Annotated in this window: 19 protein-coding genes; 17 read left to right on the top strand and 2 right to left on the bottom strand. The window is 66.0% G+C overall.

Features of this window, described 5'->3' with window-relative positions:
- Window positions 1–29: 29 nt before the first annotated feature.
- Window positions 30–1,124, bottom strand: coding sequence for a polyprenyl synthetase family protein (locus IAQ70_RS08885; protein WP_190988943.1), 1,095 nt, complete (start codon window positions 1,122–1,124; stop codon window positions 30–32).
- Window positions 1,121–1,651 (bottom strand): hypothetical protein, encoded by a 531-nt coding sequence (locus IAQ70_RS08880; protein ID WP_190988942.1) that lies wholly within the window; start codon window positions 1,649–1,651, stop codon window positions 1,121–1,123. The genes IAQ70_RS08885 and IAQ70_RS08880 overlap by 4 nt, the downstream gene beginning before the upstream one ends.
- A 140-nt stretch (window positions 1,652–1,791) precedes the next feature.
- On the opposite strand from IAQ70_RS08880, the gene dinB reads away from it, so the two are divergent.
- From dinB to IAQ70_RS08795, 17 genes are all read left to right on the top strand, one after another.
- On the top strand, window positions 1,792–2,949 hold the full coding sequence (gene dinB / locus IAQ70_RS08875) for a DNA polymerase IV (RefSeq protein WP_190988997.1): 1,158 nt from the start codon (window positions 1,792–1,794) through the stop codon (window positions 2,947–2,949).
- Window positions 2,950–3,214: 265 nt separating this feature from the next.
- A complete protein-coding gene (locus tag IAQ70_RS08870; RefSeq protein WP_190988941.1) occupies window positions 3,215–3,589 on the top strand; it encodes a DUF3040 domain-containing protein in 375 nt (124 codons plus the stop codon).
- Window positions 3,590–4,147: 558 nt separating this feature from the next.
- Window positions 4,148–4,576: a division/cell wall cluster transcriptional repressor MraZ gene (gene mraZ, locus IAQ70_RS08865; protein ID WP_190988940.1), complete on the top strand. Its 429-nt coding sequence runs from the start codon at window positions 4,148–4,150 to the stop codon at window positions 4,574–4,576.
- Window positions 4,577–4,743: 167 nt separating this feature from the next.
- Window positions 4,744–5,736, top strand: a complete 993-nt coding sequence (gene rsmH / locus IAQ70_RS08860) for a 16S rRNA (cytosine(1402)-N(4))-methyltransferase RsmH (protein WP_190988939.1) — start codon at window positions 4,744–4,746, stop codon at window positions 5,734–5,736.
- Entirely contained in the window at window positions 5,733–6,413 is a 681-nt protein-coding gene (locus tag IAQ70_RS08855; protein WP_190988938.1) for a hypothetical protein, read from the top strand. The genes rsmH and IAQ70_RS08855 overlap by 4 nt, the downstream gene beginning before the upstream one ends.
- Window positions 6,414–6,507: 94 nt before the next feature.
- Window positions 6,508–8,310 carry a peptidoglycan D,D-transpeptidase FtsI family protein gene (locus tag IAQ70_RS08850; protein ID WP_190988937.1) on the top strand — a complete coding sequence of 601 codons (1,803 nt, stop codon included), beginning with the start codon at window positions 6,508–6,510 and terminating at the stop codon, window positions 8,308–8,310.
- Between the two features lie 77 nt (window positions 8,311–8,387).
- Window positions 8,388–10,028, top strand: a complete 1,641-nt coding sequence (locus IAQ70_RS08845; RefSeq protein ID WP_190988936.1) for a UDP-N-acetylmuramoyl-L-alanyl-D-glutamate--2,6-diaminopimelate ligase — start codon at window positions 8,388–8,390, stop codon at window positions 10,026–10,028.
- Window positions 10,029–10,034: 6 nt separating this feature from the next.
- Window positions 10,035–11,501 carry a UDP-N-acetylmuramoyl-tripeptide--D-alanyl-D-alanine ligase gene (locus IAQ70_RS08840; RefSeq protein ID WP_190988935.1) on the top strand — a complete coding sequence of 489 codons (1,467 nt, stop codon included), beginning with the start codon at window positions 10,035–10,037 and terminating at the stop codon, window positions 11,499–11,501.
- On the top strand, window positions 11,498–12,607 hold the full coding sequence (gene mraY, locus IAQ70_RS08835) for a phospho-N-acetylmuramoyl-pentapeptide-transferase (protein WP_190988934.1): 1,110 nt from the start codon (window positions 11,498–11,500) through the stop codon (window positions 12,605–12,607). The genes IAQ70_RS08840 and mraY overlap by 4 nt, the downstream gene beginning before the upstream one ends.
- Window positions 12,589–14,166, top strand: coding sequence for a UDP-N-acetylmuramoyl-L-alanine--D-glutamate ligase (murD, locus tag IAQ70_RS08830; RefSeq protein WP_190988933.1), 1,578 nt, complete (start codon window positions 12,589–12,591; stop codon window positions 14,164–14,166). The genes mraY and murD overlap by 19 nt, the downstream gene beginning before the upstream one ends.
- Before the next feature lie 2 nt (window positions 14,167–14,168).
- On the top strand, window positions 14,169–15,599 hold the full coding sequence (gene ftsW, locus IAQ70_RS08825) for a putative lipid II flippase FtsW (RefSeq protein ID WP_190988932.1): 1,431 nt from the start codon (window positions 14,169–14,171) through the stop codon (window positions 15,597–15,599).
- A gap of 6 nt (window positions 15,600–15,605) precedes the next feature.
- Window positions 15,606–16,706, top strand: coding sequence for an undecaprenyldiphospho-muramoylpentapeptide beta-N-acetylglucosaminyltransferase (murG, locus tag IAQ70_RS08820; RefSeq protein WP_190988931.1), 1,101 nt, complete (start codon window positions 15,606–15,608; stop codon window positions 16,704–16,706).
- Window positions 16,703–18,079 (top strand): UDP-N-acetylmuramate--L-alanine ligase, encoded by a 1,377-nt coding sequence (gene murC / locus IAQ70_RS08815; RefSeq protein ID WP_190988930.1) that lies wholly within the window; start codon window positions 16,703–16,705, stop codon window positions 18,077–18,079. The genes murG and murC overlap by 4 nt, the downstream gene beginning before the upstream one ends.
- Window positions 18,072–18,989 carry a cell division protein FtsQ/DivIB gene (locus tag IAQ70_RS08810; protein WP_190988929.1) on the top strand — a complete coding sequence of 306 codons (918 nt, stop codon included), beginning with the start codon at window positions 18,072–18,074 and terminating at the stop codon, window positions 18,987–18,989. Before murC ends, IAQ70_RS08810 begins: the two co-directional genes overlap by 8 nt.
- Before the next feature lie 202 nt (window positions 18,990–19,191).
- Window positions 19,192–20,427, top strand: a complete 1,236-nt coding sequence (gene ftsZ, locus IAQ70_RS08805; protein ID WP_190988928.1) for a cell division protein FtsZ — start codon at window positions 19,192–19,194, stop codon at window positions 20,425–20,427.
- Between the two features lie 8 nt (window positions 20,428–20,435).
- A complete protein-coding gene (locus IAQ70_RS08800; RefSeq protein WP_190988927.1) occupies window positions 20,436–21,128 on the top strand; it encodes a polyphenol oxidase family protein in 693 nt (230 codons plus the stop codon).
- 4 nt (window positions 21,129–21,132) lie between these two features.
- The gene (locus IAQ70_RS08795; RefSeq protein WP_223859581.1) at window positions 21,133–21,861 is read left to right on the top strand and encodes a YggS family pyridoxal phosphate-dependent enzyme; all 729 of its coding nucleotides are present in this window, start codon (window positions 21,133–21,135) and stop codon (window positions 21,859–21,861) included.
- The last annotated feature ends 16 nt before the right edge of the window (window positions 21,862–21,877 follow it).

The following is a 21,877-nucleotide window of genomic DNA, read 5'->3' as shown; positions in this document are numbered from 1 at the left end:
AGGCAGTGCCTGTCCCGGCGGCGCCGGAATCAGGCGGCGCGGCTGACGGTGGCTTCGGCCAGCCGTCGCAGGGCCGTCTTGGGCAGTTCGTCGAGTGGGAGTTGTTCCAGAGCTTCGTAGGCGGCCGTGCCGAATTCGTTGATCAGCAGTTCGGTGGCCTGGAGCGCTCCGGATTCTTCAATAATCCGGCGGATCTCGGCTACGTCCTCCTCGCCCAGGTCCGGGCTCCCGAGTCTTGCATCAATAAACGCTGATTCCTGCGCTGACGCTTGTTCCAACGCCAGCGCAATCAACACGGTCCTTTTTCCTTCGCGGAGATCGTCGCCTGCCGGCTTGCCGGTGGTGACGGGGTCGCCGAAGACGCCCAGGACGTCGTCGCGCAGCTGGAACGCCTCGCCCAAAGGCAAGGCGAACGCCGAATAGCCGCGGAGGAGCTCATCCGAGGCCCCCGCCAGTGCACCGCCCAGTGCCAGCGGATGTTCGGTGGAGTACTTCGCCGACTTGAACCGGATGATCGACTGGGCCCGCGTGACAGCCCCTGCCCGGTCCCGCACCGGTCCGGCGACTTCTTCAAGGATGTCCAGGTATTGGCCGGCCATCACTTCTGTGCGCATGAGGTTGAAGATCAGCCTCGCCCTGCTGCCCGAGGCCGCCTGTCCGCCGATATCGGTGAAGGCCTCTTCGCTGAAGGACAGGCACAGGTCGCCGGTCAGGATGGCCGCTGCGTGTCCAAACCGTTCGCTGTCCAGTGCCCAGCCCTGGGCATCGTGCAGCTGGCTGAACCGGCGGTGCACGCTGGGCCCACCCCGGCGGGTGTCCGAACGGTCGATGATGTCGTCATGGATAAGTGCGGCCGCCTGGAACAGCTCCAGCGCCGACCCTGCCGTGACGATCTGCCCGGCCGCAGGCTCGCCGCCGGCGCCCCGCCAACCCCAGTAGCACATGAGGGCGCGGAGCCTTTTGCCGCCGGTCACCAGATTGGAGATGGACCCCATGAGGGGTTCGATGTCGGGGGAAATTCCGGCCACCAGGGCCTGCCGCGTGGTGAGGAAGTCTGTCAGCTCGCCGGCAACGGCGGCTACGAAGGCGGTCTGTTCAAGTCTCAGCTGCTCCGAAACCGTCACTTGGCTGACTCAACTGCCGCGTTGGCGCCGATGGTGAAGGTGGAAACGCCGGCCGCCTCGACCACCGCAATGTTGACAGTCTCGTTGTCGTTTCGGACGAAATCCTTGGACGCCACCGCTCCGACTGCGTCGCCGGGCACGGCTTTGAACCCCTGGCCCTCGAGGTGCTTTGTATAGAAGTCCACGACGGCGGCGGTGGGGGCTGTGATGCTGGCAACGAGCGCCGCGGTGGCAGGCTGTTTGGCCTTATCCAAACTGCTGGAAATTACCGTGGCGCCAGGCATCACCGGTATCAGCGATTCGGGGAATCCTGCCACGATCTTTCCCACCGTGGCAGACGTTCCGGGCGATGCCGTCGGGCTCGCCGACGCCGTGACGCTGGACGGGCCGGGGGTGGGTGAGGACGTGCCTGCTGAGGATGAGGCGGCCACGTCGGGCGCCGCGGGACTGCAGGCGGCAAGGGCCAGCATTGCGCCGGCGGCGAGGGCCGCTAATCCTGTTGGCTTAAGATTCTTCGTGACCGTCACAGGGACTTTCCTCCTGGGGTTGATGCCGGGCTCAGCCTCCAGTTTAGTCAGTACCAACAGATAGAATTGCCCTTGTGGGGCCTGAGCGGAACAACCAGTACAACGAAGCGGGTCTTCGCGAGCTCCGGCGCAACTGCATCATGCACGTGGACATGGACGCATTTTTCGTCTCCGTGGAGCTGCGCACCCGTCCGGAACTCCGTGGAAAGCCAGTGATCGTGGGGTTCCCGGCAGACCGGTCAGTGGTCCTGTCAGCCTCGTATGAAGCCCGGGCCTTCGGCGTGAAGTCCGCCATGCCCATGGTGGTCGCCGCGCGGATGTGCCCCCAGGCCGTCATTATTGAGCCGCGCCACAAGCTGTACTACGAGGTCTCCGCGCAGCTGATGGAAATCTTCGAGTCCATCACGGACCTCGTGGAGCCTCTCAGCGTTGATGAAGCGTTCCTTGATGTGGGAGGGGCCATCCGGCGGCTGGGTCCCCCGCGCGAAATTGGTGAATTGATCCGCCGCCGGGTTGCTGCCGAGTTGGGCATCACCGCGTCCGTTGGAATCGCGGCCAGCAAATTCGTGGCAAAGATCGCCTCCACGCGCTGCAAGCCGGACGGGCTGCTGCTCATCGGGCCGGACGAGACGGTACCCTACCTGCACAGCCTGCCCGTGGGGGCCCTGTGGGGAATCGGTGCCAAGACCGCGGACGTGCTGGCCCGGATGGGCATCCGGACCGTGGCGGATGTGGCCGCCACCCCTGTGAATTCCCTGAAGAAGGTGCTCGGTGCCACCGGTGAGCACGTCTACCGGCTGTCGTGGGGGATCGACCCGCGTCCGGTGACCCCTGTGCGGCTGGAAAAGAGCATCGGTGCAGAGGAGACCTTCGCGGTGGACACCGGCGACGATGCCATCATCAGCCGCGAGTTGTTGAGGCTGGCCCATCGCACTGCCGGCCGGTTGCGAAGTTCGGGAACGGTGGCCCGGACCGTGGCGTTGAAGCTCCGCTATGCGGATTTCTCCACCATTACCCGGAGCCGCACAGTACACACGCCGGTGGACAGCGCGCAGTTGATCCACGGGGTGGCGCTCCAGCTCCTGGAAACCCTGGGGCCGCGTCCCATGACCGTCCGGCTGGTCGGCATCCGGGCGGAGCAGCTGGAAGAGGCCGCCCAAACGTCCCTTCAGTTGAGCTTTGACCGCAGGGATGACAACTGGCGCGCGGCAGAACAGGTACTGGACCAGGTCAGCCGGAAGTTCGGAAACAAATCCGTCCTACCGGCCAGTCTGCTGGATCCCGGCAGCGGGCGCTAAGAAGCATTTCAGTTCCGGTTCATGGCGGGCCAGGAGGGCGTTGGCCGTCTTTCAGAACAGGCTCCGACAAACTATCCTTATATGTACATAGTTTTCAGTTACTGCCGGACTTCTTGGACGTACTGCCGTTCCAATCACCCACATGCCGGTGTTCGCAATCCGCCACTGTTGGCGGGGCGGGAACCTCCCGGGCATGCGGGTCGTTATTGGGGCAGGAGTACGGGATGGGATCAGCCCGGACGTTGGCCTACATAAGGAGGTCGTGATGCCGCTCTCGGAGCACGAACAGAAGCTGCTCGAGCAGCTGGAGAAGCAGCTGCACGAGGACGATCCGAAGTTCGCGAATTCCATGGGATCGGATCCTGGACGTACCTGGTCCACCCGGCACCTTGTCATCGGTGTCCTTTGCGCTTTGGCGGGCATCGCTTTGCTACTGGTCGGCGTCACCACCCAGATGATCATTGTTGGCGTCCTCGGCTTCGTCGTTATGGGCGGTGGTGTCTACTTCGCCACCATGCGCAATGCGTCCGGCGCCAAGGGTGGCTCCGCTTCCGGTCCGGGGAAGTCCGGAAAGCCCCGGAGTACCTTCATGTCCAGCCTTGAGGAGCGCTGGGACGAGCGTCGCCGCGACGACTCCTAAGGCCCGGCCTGCGCTGATTGCACGGTTCTTTGTGTTGAATTGCCCGCCGCGCTGATTGCCGTCCTTTTCACTCCACTTCCCACCCCTCCACTTTTCTCCCCCTGGCTCCCGTTGCTGAGTGGGACCGCTGCAGAAGACCCGCCCCGGCGGGTCTTCTGCGTTTAACCGCCTAGCAGCCCCAAGTAGGTAGCAGTAAGTGTCGTTTTGGGCGCTCAAAACGACACCTACTGCTACCTAGTTGGGAATTCGTGGTGGCGGCAGCGGCACAGTTGGGAAATGAGCGACGGCGGCCGGGGACTCCGGAGGGGAGCGCACGACGGCGCGTGCGCACCGCCGTCGGGCCCTCCGGTCCGGGGAGGCCCACTTGACTCCCCCGGCCCTCCACTCTCACCCACCACGCGCTTCCGCGCCATGTGGCGGAAAAGATCACCCAAAGGGGGTCGCTGAGGGCCATTTTGCATTGACTGTGGGGGAAAGTGGAGTAATGTGGAGGACATAAGAGGGTAGTTGCAACATTAGGGGATGTGCAGTTCCTGACGGCAGACGGGCGGTGGGCCAGTGTTTCTGGGCACGCACTCGCCACGACTGGACGAAAAGGGCCGAATTATCCTCCCCGCAAAGTTCCGCGAGGAACTTGCCGCCGGGCTGGTTCTCACAAGGGGCCAGGAGCGTTGTATCTACGTCTTCAGTGAGCAGGAATTTGCGAGGGTTCACGAGCAAATGCGGGAGGCGCCCATCTCCTCCAAGCAGGCTCGGGACTACATTCGTGTCTTTCTCTCTGGAGCCTCGGACGAGGTACCTGACAAGCAGGGGCGCGTGACCATTCCGGCGGCGCTCCGGGAGTACGCAGGCCTCGGCAGGGAACTGGCTGTCATCGGCGCAGGAACCCGCGCCGAGATCTGGGACGCCCAGGCCTGGAACGAGTACCTGGCAGAGAAGGAAACCGCCTTCTCTGAAACCGACGACGCCATTCCGGGGATTCTGTAATCACCTGAACGGCACCGAAGACCCGCTTCTTGAACGAGATCTCCAGCCGCCCATCTGTCAGTCCACCTGGCTCACTTCCCCGGAGCCAGGCGGTCGGGCCGATAGGCGCGGATGGGGATCTGGCTCAAGAAGCACCCCGGATACCCGCCGAATGAAAGGACGAAGGCATGAATGACCACCCGAAGCCGACGTCCGAACGCCATGTGCCGGTCCTCAAGGACCGGTGCATCAATTTGTTGGCACCAGGTTTCGAGGCGGCGCGCCTCCGGGGCGAAACACCTATCGCCATAGATGCGACGCTCGGCATGGGCGGCCATTCCGAAGCCATGCTGGAGCGCTTCCCGGACCTTCACCTGATTGGGATCGACCGCGACGAAGAGGCGCTGGCATTGGCAGGGGAGCGGCTGGCCCGTTTCGCTGACCGCACGGACCTTGTGCACGCTGTGTACGACGAAATTGCCGAGGTTCTCGAGGACCTGGGGGTTAAGGAGGTCCACGGCATCCTCATGGACCTGGGGGTCTCGTCCCTTCAGCTGGACGAGCGCGAACGTGGTTTCGCCTACTCCTTTGACGCGCCGCTGGACATGCGGATGGACACCAGCCGCGGTCAGACAGCGGCGGACGTGGTCAACAACTACAGCGAAGAGGACCTCGTTCGGATCATCCGGAAATGGGGCGAGGAGAAATTCGCCGGCCGGATCGCCAACAGGATCGTCGCAGCAAGGGCCGTCAAACCGATCACCACAACCGGGGAGCTGGTGGAACAGATCCGTTCGGTGGTTCCCGCCGCCGCCGCCAAATCCGGCGGCCACCCGGCCAAGCGGACTTTCCAGGCTCTCCGGATCGAAGTCAACGAGGAACTGGACGTGCTGGAACGCGCGGTTCCCGCGGCCGTGAAAGCCACAGCACTGGGCGGACGCATCGTGGTGATGTCGTACCACTCCCTCGAGGACAAGATCGTCAAGTCGGTTTTCCAGGCCGGCTCCAAATCCTCAGCACCGCTTGGATTCCCGGTGGAACTGGAAGAACACAAGGCAGCCCTGAAAACCCTGACCAAGGGCACCGAGGTACCCACCGCCGTCGAAATCGCCGAAAACCCCCGCGCAGCCTCCGCCAGGTTGCGCGCAGTGGAACGCATCAGAGCCAGGAGAGAAGCATGAGCACCGCCGCCGTCAAGAAGTTTCCGGTCCTCTCCGGCAGCAGCGCGCCCGCTATCAAGGCCCTGCCTGCCGGTCCGGGCCGGAAGGAACGCACACCGTTGTCCGTGGTGCGCTCAGCACCGAAGAAGCGCCGGGCCCCGTTTGTCGTGATGTGTTTCGCCCTGCTCGCCGTGGCCCTGGTGGCGGTGCTGGTCCTCAATATTTCGGTGTCCACCTCCCAGTACCAGCTGGTGGAACTGAGGAGCAAGCAGAGCACCCTCACGAAAGAGAACCAGGATCTGACACAGCAGCTCCAGAACTTCGAAGCTCCCCAGAACCTTGCTGCCAAGGCGGCAGAGTTGGGAATGGTGGCTTCCACTGTTAAAGGCCAGATCGACCTTTCCACCCTCACCGTCACGGGCAAGGCAACACCGGCCGTGAAGGGCGGCGCTGCTGGAGCCGTTATCCCGGCTCCAGCCATCGCCGGGGTGCTGACAGTGGTTCCGCCGGTAACAGCCTCCGAGCCGTCAGCGAGCCGCAAGCCGGCCAGCGAAGGTCCTGCGCCGGCAGCGGCGGTGCCGGCTCCGGCTGACGCGCCCGCCGCAGCACCGGTAGCGGTACCGGCACCCCCGGCTCCCGCCGTCGAGCTCCACGGCGGTTCCGTCCCGGCGCCGGAACAAAAGGTGCCGGGGCAGTAACTGACGGCCGCTGAAAAGCAAGCGGTCACGCAGAACGGCCAGGCGCCCAGCCCGGCTCCACAGCAGGCAACAAGGCGAGCAGCAAGGGATTACGGTGGCGCAGAGGACCGGCAACGCAAGAGGCGTCAAAGTGCCAAACGCTACCAAGCGATTGCGCCTCGGCCTGGGCATCATGCTGACACTGCTGTTGGTCGTCGGCGGCAAGCTTTTTATGGTCCAGGGCCTGGACGTCGGCGGGATGGCTGCGGCTGCCCTTGACTACCGCATGCGCGAAACTACCCTTCCGGCCGAGCGCGGCAGCATCCTGGACTCCAACGGCACAGTCCTGGCCAACAGCGTCATCCGGTACAACGTGGTGGTGGACCAGACCGTCAATACAAAAACCGAGAGCTTTAAACGCTTCGAAAAAGTTGATGGCAAGGACAAGCTGGTGGACGTCAGCCGGGAGCAGGGCCTGAAGGAACTGGCCTTGGTCTTAGGCATGAGCCAGGATGCCATCCGCGAAGCTGTCACCGGCGAACAGCGGTACTACATCGTGGCGAAGGACCTCAAGCCGGACGTCGAGCTCAGGGTCTCGAAACTGAGCATCCCCGGAGTAGACACAGTGGGCGTCAGTAAGCGGGTCTACCCGAACGGATCCGTTGCCGGCGGGATCATCGGTTTCCTCCAGGACGGCAACACCGGCCAGGCCGGTATTGAGCAGACCCAGGACGGGCTGCTGCGCGGAGAAGACGGCAAACGGCTCTTCGAAATCGGGGCCGACGGCCTCAGGATCCCCGTCGGCGTGGATGAACTGACACCCCCGCAGGACGGCAAGGACGTCAAGCTCACCCTCAACTCGGATCTTCAATACTTCGCCCAGCAGGCCATCCAAAGCCAGAGCGACAAACTTGGTGCGGAGTGGGGCAGCATCGTGGTCATGGATACCAAGACGGGCAACATCGTGGCCATGGCGGACACCAACTCCCCTGACCCGAACGACCCCGGCAGGGTGGCGGCCAAGGACAGGGGCGTCCGATCGGTGACAGCAGCCTACGAGCCGGGCTCGGTGCAAAAGATGATCACGGCATCGGCGCTCATCGACGAAGGAAAATCCAGCCCGCTGGACACCTTCACGCTGCCGCCCTCGTACACGATCGACGGGCAGACCTTCACGGACGCCTTTACCCACGGCACCGAGGAACGCACGCTCGCCGGCATTCTGGGTTACTCCATGAACACCGGAACCGTTGCGGCCGGCTCCCGGCTCAGCAAGGAGCAACGCTACGACTGGCTGCGGAAGTTCGGCATCGGCGAGGCGCCGGACATCGGACTGCCTGCCACGGCGTCCGGCATCCTTGCGCCAGCGGACCAGTGGGACAGCCGCCAGCAGTACACGGTGCTGTTCGGCCAGGGCGTCTCCCAGTCCACGCTGCAGACGGTCCGCGCCTTCCAGACCATCGCCAACAACGGCGTAATGCTCCAGCCCCGCCTGATCGACTCCTACGTTTCAGCGGACGGCACCGAGGAAAAGGTGGCCCCGCAGCCGCCACGGCAGGTGGTGTCTGACAGCACCGCGCAGCAGGTACAGGACATCCTGGAAAGTGCGGTCACCGAAGGCCAGATCAAGGACGCAGCCATCGACGGTTACCGCGTGGGAGCCAAGACCGGAACGTCCGAGTCCCCGTGCGACGACGGCAAGTCCGGCTACTGCGGCTACACGGCCTCCATGGTGGGGATGGCGCCGATGGACGATCCGCGGTTTATTGTGGAGGTGGTCCTGCAGCGTCCCAAGGGCAGCATCTACGGCATCACCAATGGTCCGGTCTTCCGGTCGGTCATGAGCCAGGCACTGCGCACCTACAACGTACAGCCCTCCACGGGCGAACCGGCCCGGCTGCCGCAGTACGCCAAGTAACGTCAGGCAGCAGCACCTACACCGCCCGCGGGGCTTTTTCGCGCGGGCATGATCCACTAGCACCATCGGAGATTCCCTTGTCAGAGCAGTACGCACCCGGCAGTCATACCGCGCCTGCGGAGGAACCCGCAGCTGCCCGGTTCAGGCCGACAGCCGTTGCCGCGGTCCGCCTGGCCAGCATCGGGGAAGCCATCGGCGTGCAGGTTCCGGGTGTCTCGGCCGCCGTGGGTGTCACGGGGATCTCGCTCAACTCACGCACCGTCGAATCCGGGGATCTGTACGTGGCCCTGCCGGGCGCTTCCCGCCACGGAGCTGACTTTGTCACCCAGGCCGTCGGGAGGGGAGCAGTGGCGGTCCTTACGGACGACGCCGGGGCGCGCCTGCTTGCGTTGGCGGCGGAGGCTGCGGTCCCTGTACTCGTGGTGGACGGTCCGCGCAACGTGGTGGGTCCGCTGTCCGCCATGATCTACCAGAGCCAGCCCGCCGCCGGCCACCCTCCGCACCTGTTCGGGGTAACCGGTACAAACGGCAAGACCACCACTACGTACTTCATCAATGCCCTCCTGCGTGCCCTGGGGCGACGGACCGGCCTGATCGGAACCATCGAAATCCTCGCCGGTGGAGACCCCATTCCCAGCCTTCTGACCACGCCCGAGTCAACGGATGTGCACGGCCTGCTGGCTCTCATGCGGGAGCGGGGCCTGGACGCAGCTTCCATGGAAGTGTCCTCCCACGCCGTCTCCTACCAGCGCGTCGACGGAGTGGTTTTCGACGTCGCCGGGTTCACGAACCTGACCCAGGACCACCTGGACCTGCACGGCACCATGGACGAGTACTTTGCCACCAAGGCCGAGCTGTTCACGCCCCGCCGCGCCCGGGCAGCCGTAGTGATGGTCGACGACGAATGGGGCCGCAAGCTTGCTGCTGCGGCCCGGATCCCGGTCACCACAGTCGCGGCCATGCCGGAGAGCGGTTCGGCGGACTGGACCGTCACCGCGACCGCGGCGCGCGGGTTGGGTACCGGGTTCACCCTCAGCGGGCCGGACGGCGCCCGGCTGCAGGTCCACACCGGCCTGCCCGGGGCATTCAACGTCGCCAACGCGGCGCTGGCCACCGTGATGGTCCTGGCCGGGGGAGTGGACGCCGCCGCCGTCCAGGCCGCCCTGGCACACCATGACCCCTTTACCGTGGCGGTACCAGGCCGCATGCAACTCGTCTCGGAGGAGCCGGCCGCCGTCGTGGATTTTGCCCACAACACCGACGCACTGGCCCGTGCCCTTGAGGCTGTCCGGTCGCCGCTTCCCGGTTCCCGGGTCATTGTCGTTTTCGGTGCAACCGGACAGCGGGACCAGGGCAAGCGACCGGCCATGGGAGCCATCGCGGCCCAGCTCGCCGACGTGGTGATCGTCACCGATGACGACCCCCATGACGAGGACGCAGCAGCCATCCGCGCGGACGTGCTCGCGGGTGCCCGGACCGCCCAGGAACAGGGAGCCCTTGAGTGCGTCATCGAGGAAATCCATCCCCGTGACGCCGCCATCAAACGTGCCGTTGAGCTGGCCCGACGTCAGGACACCATCCTCGTGGCCGGCCGCGGACACGAGGTCTGGCAAGAGGTCAAAGGTGTCAACCTTGCCCTCGATGACCGGGTGGAACTCCGGAACGCCTTGACAGCCAGGGGATTCACCGTTCTCCAAGACGACCGGATAGAGTCCTAGACCGAGATGATTGCACTTACTGCGGCGGAAATCGCCGAAATCACAAACGGCCGCCTGGACGCCGATCCGGGGATCACCCCGAGTTCGGTGGTCACCGATTCGCGCGATGCCACGCCCGGGACGCTCTACGTCGCGAAACCCGGCGAGCACGCGGACGGGCACGACTTCGTCGCAGCCGCCTTCAGCCAAGGTGCCGTGCTGGTTCTCGCGGAGCGGCCCGTCACAGGGCCCGACGGCGTGAACTATCCCGCAGTCCTGGTCCAGGACGCGGTGTTGGCCATGGGCGCGCTGGCCGCCGAAGCCGTCCGCCGCATCCGTGCGGCCCGTGCTTCGGCCGGCGAAACCCTCACCGTCGTCGGTATCACGGGCTCAGCAGGAAAGACCACCACGAAGGACCTCCTGGCCGGGATCCTCACAAAGCAGGGCAACACCGTCGCGCCTCAAGGCTCCTACAACGGCGAGGTCGGCGTGCCACTCACCGTCTTCCGGGCCGACACCGGGACCCGGTACCTGGTCATCGAAATGGGTGCCACGGGCATCGGGCACATCCGCTACCTCGCCGACATGGTCAAGCCCGACATCGGCGTAGTCCTGGGCGTCGGCACAGCCCACGCGGGGGAATTCGGCGGCGTCGAAAACATCGTGCTTGCCAAGGGCGAACTCGTCGAGGCACTCGCGCCCACCGGCACCGCCATCCTTAACCTCGACGACGACCGGGTCGCGGGCATGCGGCCCCGCACCGTCGCCGCCGTGCTGGGCTTCTCCGCCGAGAACCGCCCCGAAGCGGCCGTGCGGGCTGTTGACCCGGACACGAACGCCTTCGGGAACCCGGAATTCGACCTTCTCCTGCCCGGCAGTGAAGCCGGCCTCCACGTGAGCAGCGGACTGATTGGTGCCCATCACACGGGAAACCTCCTGGCGGCAGCAGCGGCAGCGCATGCAGCAGGTGTGCCGGGCACAGACATCGCAGCTTCCCTCAGCACCCAGACGGCGGCCAGCCGCTGGCGGATGGAACGCACCGAACGCGCGGACGGCGTCACGGTCATCAATGACGCCTACAACGCGAACCCCGAGTCCATGCGCGCCGCCCTGCGCACCTTGGCCGACCTGGGCCGCGGACGCCGCACCTGGGCCGTGCTGGGAGCCATGCTTGAGCTGGGCCCGGATTCCATCCGCGAACACACCGCCGTGGGAACCCAAGTGGTGCGCCTGAACATTTCGCGGCTGGTGGTTGTCGGCCGCGAGGCGCGGGCCCTGTACGTTTCCGCCGTCCAGGAAGGCTCCTGGGGTGACGAATGCGTGTTCGCTGAGACAATCGAGGACGCCCATTCGCTCCTCGACGCCGAACTCGAACCCGGTGACCTGGTGCTCTTCAAGTCCTCCAACAGCGTGGGGCTTCGGCACCTGGGCGATCGGATAGCCTTACCACCACAAACCACGGAACCTGCCGAAGAAAGGAGCGAGCTGCTGTGATCGCACTATTGATCGGCGCGGGACTTGCCCTGCTGTTCGCCCTGGTGGGAACCCCCCTGTTTATCCGCCTGCTCGTCCGCAAAAGCTACGGACAGTTCATCCGCGATGACGGACCCACATCGCACCACACCAAACGCGGCACGCCCACCATGGGCGGAACCGTGGTGGTGGGAGCAGTCCTGCTCAGCTACGGGCTGACCCACCTGATCATGTGGTTGATGAACCCGGCGTCCGCCGGCCCATCAGCCTCGGCCCTGATCCTGCTGTTCCTCATGGTCGGCATGGGCCTGGTGGGCTTCCTCGACGACTTCATCAAGATCTCGCGCCAGCGCAGCCTGGGCCTGGATGCGAAGGCCAAACTCATCCTCCAGGCGGCGGTAGGCATCGCCTTCGCCGTCCTCGCCCTGAACTTTCCCGACCCCGACGGCCTCACGCCGGCGTCGACGAAAATCTCCCTGGTCCGCGACATTCCCTGGCTGGACCTGGCCTTCGGCGGGACAGTTGTCGGCGCCATTCTGTTTGTCCTTTGGTCCAACCTGATCGTCACGGCAGCAACCAACGGCGTGAACCTCACGGACGGCCTGGACGGGCTCGCTGCCGGAGCCTCCGTCATGGTCTTCGGCGCCTACACCCTCATGGGAATCTGGCAGAACAACCAGGCCTGCGGATCACCACGCCAGGCCGGCAGTGGCTGCTATACGGTCCGGGACCCGCTGGACCTGGCGCTCCTGGCGGCCATCCTGAGTGCAGCCCTGGTGGGCTTCCTGTGGTGGAACACCTCGCCCGCCAAGATCTTCATGGGCGACACCGGGTCCCTTGCCATCGGCGGTGCCATTGCCGGCTTCGCCATCCTGTCCCGCACTGAACTCCTCCTGGGCATCGTGGGCGGCCTGTTCGTCCTGATTACCCTCTCAGTGATCATCCAGGTGGGCTATTTCAAGATCACCGGCGGTAAACGCGTCTTCAAGATGGCGCCGCTGCAACACCACTTCGAGCTCAAAGGCTGGGCCGAAGTGACAGTAGTTGTCCGCTTCTGGATCCTGGGCGGGCTGTTCGTAGCCGTGGGCCTGGGTGTCTTCTACGCTGAATGGGTTGTGCTCCTGTGACTGTTTCTCCACGCCTCCAGAGCCTTGTCACCTGGGACTCCGACTGGGCGGGCCTGCGCGTTGTGGTCACCGGGATCGGGGTGTCGGGGTTTGCCGCCGCAGACACCCTCATCGAACTCGGGGCCCGCGTGGTGGTGGTCGACGCCGCCACCACGGACACAGCCAGGGCTCAGGCCGACACCCTGAAGATTGTCGGCGCCGTGGACGTGTTCCTCGGCGAAGAGGCCGTCAGCAGGGTCCCGAAGGTGGATGGCAGCTTCCCCGACCTCATCGTCACCTCGCCGGGCTGGCGTCCCGACCAGGCGCTCCTCGCCGCCGCTGCGCGCGCGCACATCCCGGTGTGGGGCGACGTCGAACTCGCCTGGCGGCTGCGCGTCCGGGAAGGGCACAAGACCGCTGACTGGCTGACCATCACCGGCACCAACGGCAAGACCACCACGGTTGGGCTGACGGCGTCGATGCTGCAGGCCGCGGGACTGAAAGCGATCGCCGTGGGCAACGTGGGCACACCCATCCTGGATGCCCTCCGCGACCCCGTTGAGTACGACGTGTTCGCGGTTGAACTGTCCAGCTTCCAGCTGCACTGGGCCGGGTCCCTGTCGCCCGTCGCCAGTGTGTGCCTCAACGTGGCCGAAGACCACGTTGACTGGCACGGCTCCTACAACTCGTACCTCGCCGATAAGGCAAAGGTCTATGCGCGGACCCAAAAGGCCTGCATCTTCAACGCCGAACAGATCGAAACCGAACGGATGGTGGAGGACGCCGACGTTGTTGAGGGCTGCCGGGCCGTCGGCTTCACCACCCTCACGCCGGCCATCAGCATGCTTGGCGTGGTGGAAGGCCTCCTGGTGGACCGCGCCTTCATTGAGCAGCGCAAGGACAGTGCCGCCGAGCTGGCCTCGATGGCGGACCTGGGGCAGTTTGCCCCCCGCCACATGGTGGCCAACGCCCTCGCGGCGGCCGCCCTGGTCCGCGCATATGGAGTGGACGCGCAGGCTGTGCGCCGGGGCATCCAGGATTACGTGCCGGGCAACCACCGCATCCAGACAGTCGCCCGCCAGAACGGTGTTCTCTGGGTGAATGACTCCAAGGCCACCAACCCCCACGCCGCAGCAGCATCGCTGGCTGCCTTTGAAAACGTCATCTGGATCGCCGGTGGACTGTCCAAGGGTGTCAGCTATGACGACCTGGTCCGGGACCAGGCGGCACGGCTCAAGGCAGTGGTGCTCATCGGCGCCGACACCGCTCCGCTGGCCGAGGCCCTGCAGCGACACGCGCCGGATGTCCCCGTGATCACCACTGAGGCGGGCGACACTGAAAACATGCAGACTGCCGTAACGGGCGGAGCCATCGCGGGCGACTCTCCGGTTTCAGGGGAGGCCGTGATGTCCCGGGCCGTTGCGTCAGCGGCGCAGCTGGCCGTATCAGGTGACACCGTACTGATGGCACCGGCAGCTGCTTCCATGGATCAGTTCTCTTCCTATGCTCACCGCGGCAACGCCTTTATCGACGCTGTCCGCGAGCTGGTGGAAGGGCAGGCCCAGACCGGCGAGGAGTAACAATGGTCAGCACGCCCACCCGGCCGAAGGCTTCACAGCCGCGCGCCGGGAAACCTGAGTCGCCCAAGGCTTCCACGCCCGCGGCACCCAGGCCCACGGTGGCCAGACCTGCCGCGTCCAGGCCCGGCGCCTCCGGTCCCGGCGCCTCCGGTCCCGGCGCCTCCGGTGCGCCGGGGGCCCGGCCCAACCTGCCCGCCCGGATCAGGGGCTGGTACCGGGGCTTCTGGTCCGCCCTGGAAGGAAACGGGACGTCCCGGAACGGCTCCACGTACTACCTCATCCTGGGGTCCACGCTGGCGCTCACGGCCATCGGCATCATGATGGTGCTCTCGGCTTCCAGCGTTGAATCCATCGCCGCCGGAAAATCGCCGTACGGTGACGCCCTCAAACAGGGGATGTTCGCCGCGATCGGCATCTTCGTGATGTTCGTCCTCTCGCGCATCAACGTGGTCTGGCTCAAGCGCCTGGCCTGGCCGGTACTGGGCGCGGCCCTGGTCCTCCTGGCGCTGGTCCAGTTGGTCGGTGACGAAGTCAACGGAAACAAGAACTGGATCGACCTGGGCGGTATCACCTTCCAGCCGTCCGAGGCGTCCAAGCTTGCCCTGGCGCTGTGGATGGCCACGGTACTTGCCAGGAAAGGGAAGCTCCTTCGGCGTTGGCAACACGTGCTGATCCCCGCCGTGCCGGCGGCAGGATTGGTGATCGGCCTGGTGCTGTTGGGCAATGACCTCGGCACGGCCATGATCATCATGATGATCACGGCTGCGGCGTTGTTCTTTGCCGGCGTGCCGCTTTACCTCTTCGGATTCGCGGCCGTGGCGGCCGCAGCGGGAACGGCCGTTATGGCCATCACCAGCTCCAACCGGATGTGCCGCATCACCTCCTGGTGGACCGGGCAGTCCTGCGCCGACGGCATCGATGCCAACTACCAGGCCACCAACGGGCTTTACGGCCTCGCATCCGGCGGCTGGTTCGGCGTGGGCCTTGGCCAAAGCAGGCAGAAGTACAGCTGGATTCCGGAAGCCCACAACGACTTCATTTTCGCCATCATCGGCGAGGAACTCGGCCTGGTTGGCACCGTCGTCGTACTTGTCCTTTTTGCCATCCTCGGAGCCGCCATCTACCGAGTGGTGGTGGCGCAGGAGGACATGTTCCACCGCGTCCTGGCCGGCACCATCATGGTGTGGCTGCTGGGGCAGGCTACTGTCAACATGGCCGTGGTGACGGGCCTGATGCCCGTCATTGGCGTGCCCCTGCCGTTCATTTCGTATGGCGGCTCGGCATTGCTGATGTCCCTGTGCGCCGTGGGGGTGGTGTTGTCGCTGGCCCGCGAACAGATGGCGCCGGCCATCCGGCCCAAGAGAATGCTGAAGTTCGGCACCAAAAAGGCCGGGAAAACCACCCGCACCAAGACCGCAAGAAAGCGTACCTAGCACCAGATGACTTCCCAGAACCTGTCCATTGTCCTCGCGGGCGGCGGAACCGCCGGCCACATCAGCCCGCTCCTGGCCATTGCGGCTGCCCTCCGGTCCGCAGCTCCGGGGTCCAGGCTGCTCGCCGTGGGCACGCCGGCAGGCATGGAAACCCGGCTGGTGCCCGCTGCGGGCGTCGAGCTGGCCACCATCGACCGCGTTCCGTTTCCCCGTAAACCTTCGCTGGACCTCCTGAAGTTGCCCGGCCGGCTGGCCGGGGCGGTGCGGCAGTCGGGCCGCATCCTGGACGAAGCTTCGGCTGACGTCCTGGTAGGCGTGGGCGGCTACGTGTGCACGCCGCTGTACCTCGCCGCACGCCGCCGGGGGATCCCGATCGTGATCCATGAAGCCAACACCAGGCCGGGCCTGGCCAACCGCGTGGGTTCCTTCCTGACCCGTCACGTGGCCACCGCCTTTGACACCACCCGCCTGAGGCACGCGCGCCACGTGGGCATGCCCATGCGGACCGAAATTTCCGGCCTCGACCGGGATGCCGCCCGTGGAACTGCTCGTGAAGCGCTGGGGCTGGATGCGCAGAAGCCCACGCTGATTGTGACGGGCGGGTCCTCCGGCGCCCAGAGCATCAACGACGCAGTTGCGGCTGCGGTGCAGGAGCTGGGCGCCGCCGGGATCCAGACCCTCCACATCACCGGGCGCGGCAAGACGGTCAAAGGGCCCGACGGCAGCCCGCTCACCGCTGACGGGTACAGGCAGGTTGAGTACGTGGACGGCATGGAACTCGTGTATGCGGCCGCTGACCTGCTGCTGGCGCGGTCCGGTGCCGCCACAGTCTGCGAAGTGGCAGCGGTCGGAGTTCCGGCTGTTTTTGTCCCGCTCCCCATCGGCAACGGCGAGCAGGCCCTCAACGCGGCAGGACTGGTCGAAACCGGTGGCGCCCTCCTGGTCCCGGACAAGGACTTCACCGCGCAGTGGATAACGGGCGAACTCATCCCGCTGGCCACCGACTCCGGCCGGCTGGCCACGATGGCTGCGAAGTCCCGCAAACTTGGCATCAGAAACGCCGACCAGCGCATGGCTGGTCTTGTCCTGGAAGCGGTATCCGCATGACCCCCGCAGGCATCCGCAGCCAGGAGTCCCTGGGCCGCGTCCACTTCATCGGGATCGGCGGCGTCGGAATGTCCGCCGTGGCCCGCATCATGGTGGCCCGCGGTGCCACCGTCAGCGGCTCAGACGCCAAGGACCTGCCGGTCATGGCGGAGCTGGCTGCCGCCGGAGCCCGGATCGCCGTCGGCTACGGCGCGGCCAACCTGGGCGACGCCCAGACCGTGGTGGCGGGTTCGGCCATCCGTGCTGACAACCCCGAACTGGTGGCCGCGCGTGCTGCCGGCCTGCCCGTACTCCATCGGTCCGAGGCGCTGGCAGCCACCATGGGGGATGACATTGTGGTGACCGTCGCGGGAACCCACGGAAAGTCCACCACCACCTCCATGATTGCGGTCCTGCTCCAGGGAGCCGGGCTGGACCCGTCGTTTGCCATCGGTGCCAACGTGCCTGCCTTGGGAGTCAACGCAGCCCACGGCTCCGCCGGAATTTTTGTGGCCGAAGCGGACGAATCCGACGGTTCGTTCCTGAACTACCGGCCCAGGATTGCCGTGGTCACCAACGTCGAGCCCGACCACTTGGACTACTACGGCACGGCGGAAGCTGTGTACGAGTCCTTTGACCGCTTCACCGGGCTGCTGCCGGCCGACGGCGTCCTGATCGCCTGCGCGGATGACGCCGGCGCCCTCGCCCTCGCAGAACGCACGCGGGCCCGCGGAAACACCAGGGTGGTCCTGTACGGAACCTCGGAGCGGTCCGACCTGGTGCTGCACGACGACGGCCCCGGGCATGTGGAGGTGTCCTCTCCGGCCGGCCGGTTCGCCTTGCAGTTGCAGGTCCCGGGCCGGCATAACGCGCTCAACGCGGCCGCCGCCGTCGCCGTCGCCCTGGAGTTGGGGGTCGACGCCGATGCTGCTGCAGGTGCCTTGGCGCAGTTCTCCGGGGCGTCCCGGCGTTTCGAGCTGAAGGGGGAGGCGCGTGGCGTGCGCGTTTTTGATGACTATGCGCACCATCCCACCGAGGTCCGGGCGGCCCTGACCGCGGCCCGGTCCGTGGCAGGCGGGCACAGCGTCCACGTCCTGTTCCAGCCGCACCTGTTCTCGCGCACCAGGGAGTTCGCCGGCGAGTTCGCCGAGGCCCTGAACCTGGCGGACACCGCCCTGGTGCTGGACATCTACCCTGCCCGTGAAGATCCCATCCCCGGGGTGACCAGCCAGCTTATCGCCGATCATCTGGGACCGGGCGGTCGCCTGGTGGAGCCGGCGGAAGCAGTGGCTTCCCTCGCGGGAGCCGCCGTGCCGGGCGACATCATCCTGACCGTTGGAGCGGGCGACGTGACAGGCTTCGGGCCGCAGATCGTGCAGGCACTCGGTGGGTAGCCCGCGCCGCCCCACGTACGCTTCACCGACACCTCGGCAGCCTGCGGCCAAGACGCCGTCGGCTGAACCGGACACCATCTCCGCCTCCAAAAGCGCCCCCGTTCCGGACACAGCTTCCACGCCCGGCCGCAAAAAGGGAAAGGGTGCTGGCTCAGCACCGTCCCGGGAGAAGGCGGCGGCCGCCGGCGACAACGTGCTGGTCTTTCCTGAACCGCCGGCAAAGCGCCGGAAGCGGCATCTCCTGGTCGCCGCGGGAACTGTCCTGGGGCTGGTTGCCGCCCTGCTGGCTGCAGCCATTTTTTCTCCCATCCTGGCCGTAGGGACTATCTCTGTGACGGGGACCAAGCTGGTCACGACGGACCAGGTCCGGGCCGCGCTTGAGCCCCTGAAGGGCAAACCGCTCCCGCAGGTCAGCGACGACGAGGTCGGCCGCATGCTTGAGCCGCTGGTCCAGATCAAATCCGTGTCGACGCAAGCGCGGCCGCCGTCGGAATTGGTGGTGCAAGTGCTCGAACGGGTCCCGGTGGCTCTGGTCAAGCAGGGGGAACAATACCAGTTGGTGGACGTGGACGGCGTGGTGCTGGGCACCACGGCGGACCCCGCATCCGTTTCCCTGCCCGTGATCGACGGCGGTGCCGGCACCATCGGGAAGGACCTCTTCCAGGCCACCGCCGAGGTCCTGGGGGCGCTCCCGCCCGACGTGCTGTCGAAGCTCTCCAACGCCTCCGCCCAGTCCGTGGATGCCGTGGAGCTGAAGCTTGTGGACGGTCAGACCATCATTTGGGGAAACGCGGGGGAGAAGGAGCTCAAAGCCAAAGTGCTTGCAGCCCTGCTGAAGGTCCCCGCCGATCCGAAGAACCCCGTGCGCGTGTACGATGTGAGCGCGCCCCGGCATCCGGTGACGCGTTGAACGCCTCTCCCGGCACCTGCAAACTTTCCCGGTATTCCCGCGACACGCGGCGCCGGTTATTGAATGTCAGAACCATAGGAAATAGCGTTCCAGACATGAGTTACTTGACATAACTATAACCTTCAACTCGAAGGTTAAGGTTGCAAGCTTCAAGCCCGACTCCACAGTTTTCGCAATAGGACACGAACAAGGGACACGTAACGTGGCAGCTCCGCAGAATTACTTGGCCGTCATCAAGGTCGTCGGCATCGGCGGCGGTGGCGTGAACGCAGTCAACCGCATGATCGAGGTCGGCCTCCGGGGTGTCGAGTTCATCGCCATCAACACAGATGCGCAGGCACTGCTGATGAGTGACGCCGACGTCAAGCTCGATGTCGGGCGTGAGCTGACCCGCGGCCTCGGCGCTGGCGCCAACCCTGAGGTGGGCAAGCAGGCGGCCGAGGACCACGCCGACGAGATCGAAGAGGTCATCCGCGGCGCCGACATGGTCTTCGTGACCGCCGGCGAAGGCGGCGGCACCGGAACCGGTGGCGCTCCCGTCGTGGCCCGAATCGCCCGCTCCCTCGGCGCGCTGACCATCGGTGTGGTCACCCGTCCGTTCACGTTCGAGGGCCGCCGCCGTGCCGGCTCGGCCGAGGCGGGCATCGACGCCCTCCGCGACGAGGTGGACACCCTGATCGTGATCCCGAACGATCGACTCCTTTCCATCAGCGACCGCAACGTCTCCGTCCTGGACGCTTTCCGTTCCGCTGACCAGGTCCTGCTGTCCGGTGTCCAGGGCATCACGGACCTCATCACCACCCCCGGCCTGATCAACCTGGACTTCGCCGACGTCAAGTCCGTCATGCAGGGTGCAGGCTCGGCCCTCATGGGCATCGGCTCCGCACGCGGTGAGGACCGTGCCGTGAAGGCTGCGGAACTGGCCATCGCCTCCCCGCTGCTGGAAGCCTCGATCGACGGTGCCCACGGTGTCCTGCTGTCCATCCAGGGCGGCTCTGACCTCGGGCTCTTTGAAATCAACGAAGCCGCACGCCTGGTCCAGGAAGTGGCCCACCCCGAAGCCAACATCATCTTCGGTGCCGTGATCGACGACGCCCTCGGCGACGAAGCCCGTGTCACGGTCATCGCCGCCGGCTTCGACGACGTGAAGGCCACCTCGCCCTCCATGGACCAGTCGCAGCCGCAGGTGGCGCCGCAGCGGCCCGCCGCGGCTCCTGCACCGGCTCAGGCCCCCACGTCCGGCGGCGGCAGCCACCAGATGAACACGCAGCCTGTCCACGCCGGGGTAGGTGCCTCCGGGCTCAGCAACTGGGGCCAGCAGCGCCCGTCGGCCGTCCCCGCGGACTCAGGCTTCGACGTCGACCTTCCCTCAGTAGTGGAGCCGGATCTCTCGGGGAACCGCGCCGATGACCTGGATGTCCCCGACTTCCTGAAGTAGGGCACGGCTTGTTCCTTTGGCGGGCTGAAGTCTCACCCGGCGTGAGTGTGGCTTTTACGGACCTGAGCGCCGGCAATCTGGCCCTCCATGTAGGTGACGACGCTGCCGAGGTCCGGCGGCGCCGCAGGATGCTGGAGGACGCCGTGGACCTGGCCCCGGGCTCCCTGCGGTTCATGGACCAGGTCCATGGCTCAACGGTGGAAATGATGGAGCCCGGCACTCCCTCGCCGACGGCTGACGCCATGGTGTCCCGGGGGCTGCCGCTCGCGGTCATGGTGGCGGACTGTATCCCGGCGGTGCTCGTGGGGCACGGCCCGGATGGCGGTCCGGTCCTGGCCGCTGTCCACGCGGGCCGGCCGGGAGTAGCCAACGGCATTCTGCCCGCAGCAGTGGAACGCATGCGGGCAGCCGGTGCCTCCGGCATCCGGGCCTGGCTGGGCCCGTCAATCTGTGGCAACTGCTACGAAGTTCCCGCAGACCTCCGTGACCGGGTGGCTGGGCAGGTGCCGTCAGCCTGGGCTGAAACGTCATGGGGGACTCCCGCGCTGGATCTGCCGGCGGGAGCGCGCAGCCAGCTGGAGGCCGCCGGGGTGGTTCTTGAGTACGCCGGGCAGTGCACACTCGAAAGTGATCAGCTGTTCTCCTACCGTCGCTCCGCCGCTACCGGACGCTTTGCCGGACTCGTGTGGTCCCATGAATGACGGAATGACCGCGGAAGGCACCGCGCGGATCTCGGAGCTGGCGGAACGGCTGGCCGCGGTTCAGCGGCGTATCGGATCCGCCATGACGGAGGCAGGCCGCGGCGATGGGGTGCCCACACTGATCGTGGTCACCAAGTTCCATCCGGCCGCGGACATCAGGCGCCTGGCTGCCTTGGGGGTAGGCGATGTGGGCGAAAACCGTGATCAGGAAGCCTCAAGCAAGGCCGCCGAACTGGCCGACCTCGGGCTCAACTGGCACTTTGTCGGACAGTTGCAGAGCAAGAAAGCCAAGTCTGTGGCCAAGTACGCCCATGCCGTCCACTCCATCGACCGGACGGGCTTGGTTGATGGCCTGGAGCGCGCCATCGCCGCGGAGCAGGACCGGACCGGCCGCGGCGCCCTTCAGTGCTTCATCCAGGTCAGTCTCGATGACGACGCCGGCGCCCACCGCGGTGGGGCGACGCCGGGTGAAGTGCCGCTCCTCGCTGACAGGCTGGCCGCGGCCGACGGACTGGAGTTGGCAGGCGTGATGGCAGTAGCCCCCCTCGGGACCAGTCCGGAGGTGGCCTTCGAAAAACTCGCCGCCATGTCAGTGTCCCTGGTGGCTGTGCATCCGTCTGCAACAGCCATCTCTGCGGGCATGAGCCAGGACCTGGAAGCGGCAATCAGGTTCGGGGCGACACACCTGCGAATCGGTTCCGATATTCTCGGATCGCGTCCCACCGTGGGGTAGCGTCGAGCACATAGGA

This window comes from Pseudarthrobacter sulfonivorans, assembly GCF_014712225.1.
Lineage (GTDB): Bacteria > Actinomycetota > Actinomycetes > Actinomycetales > Micrococcaceae > Arthrobacter > Arthrobacter sulfonivorans.
This window is presented reverse-complemented; position numbering and strand designations above follow the sequence as displayed.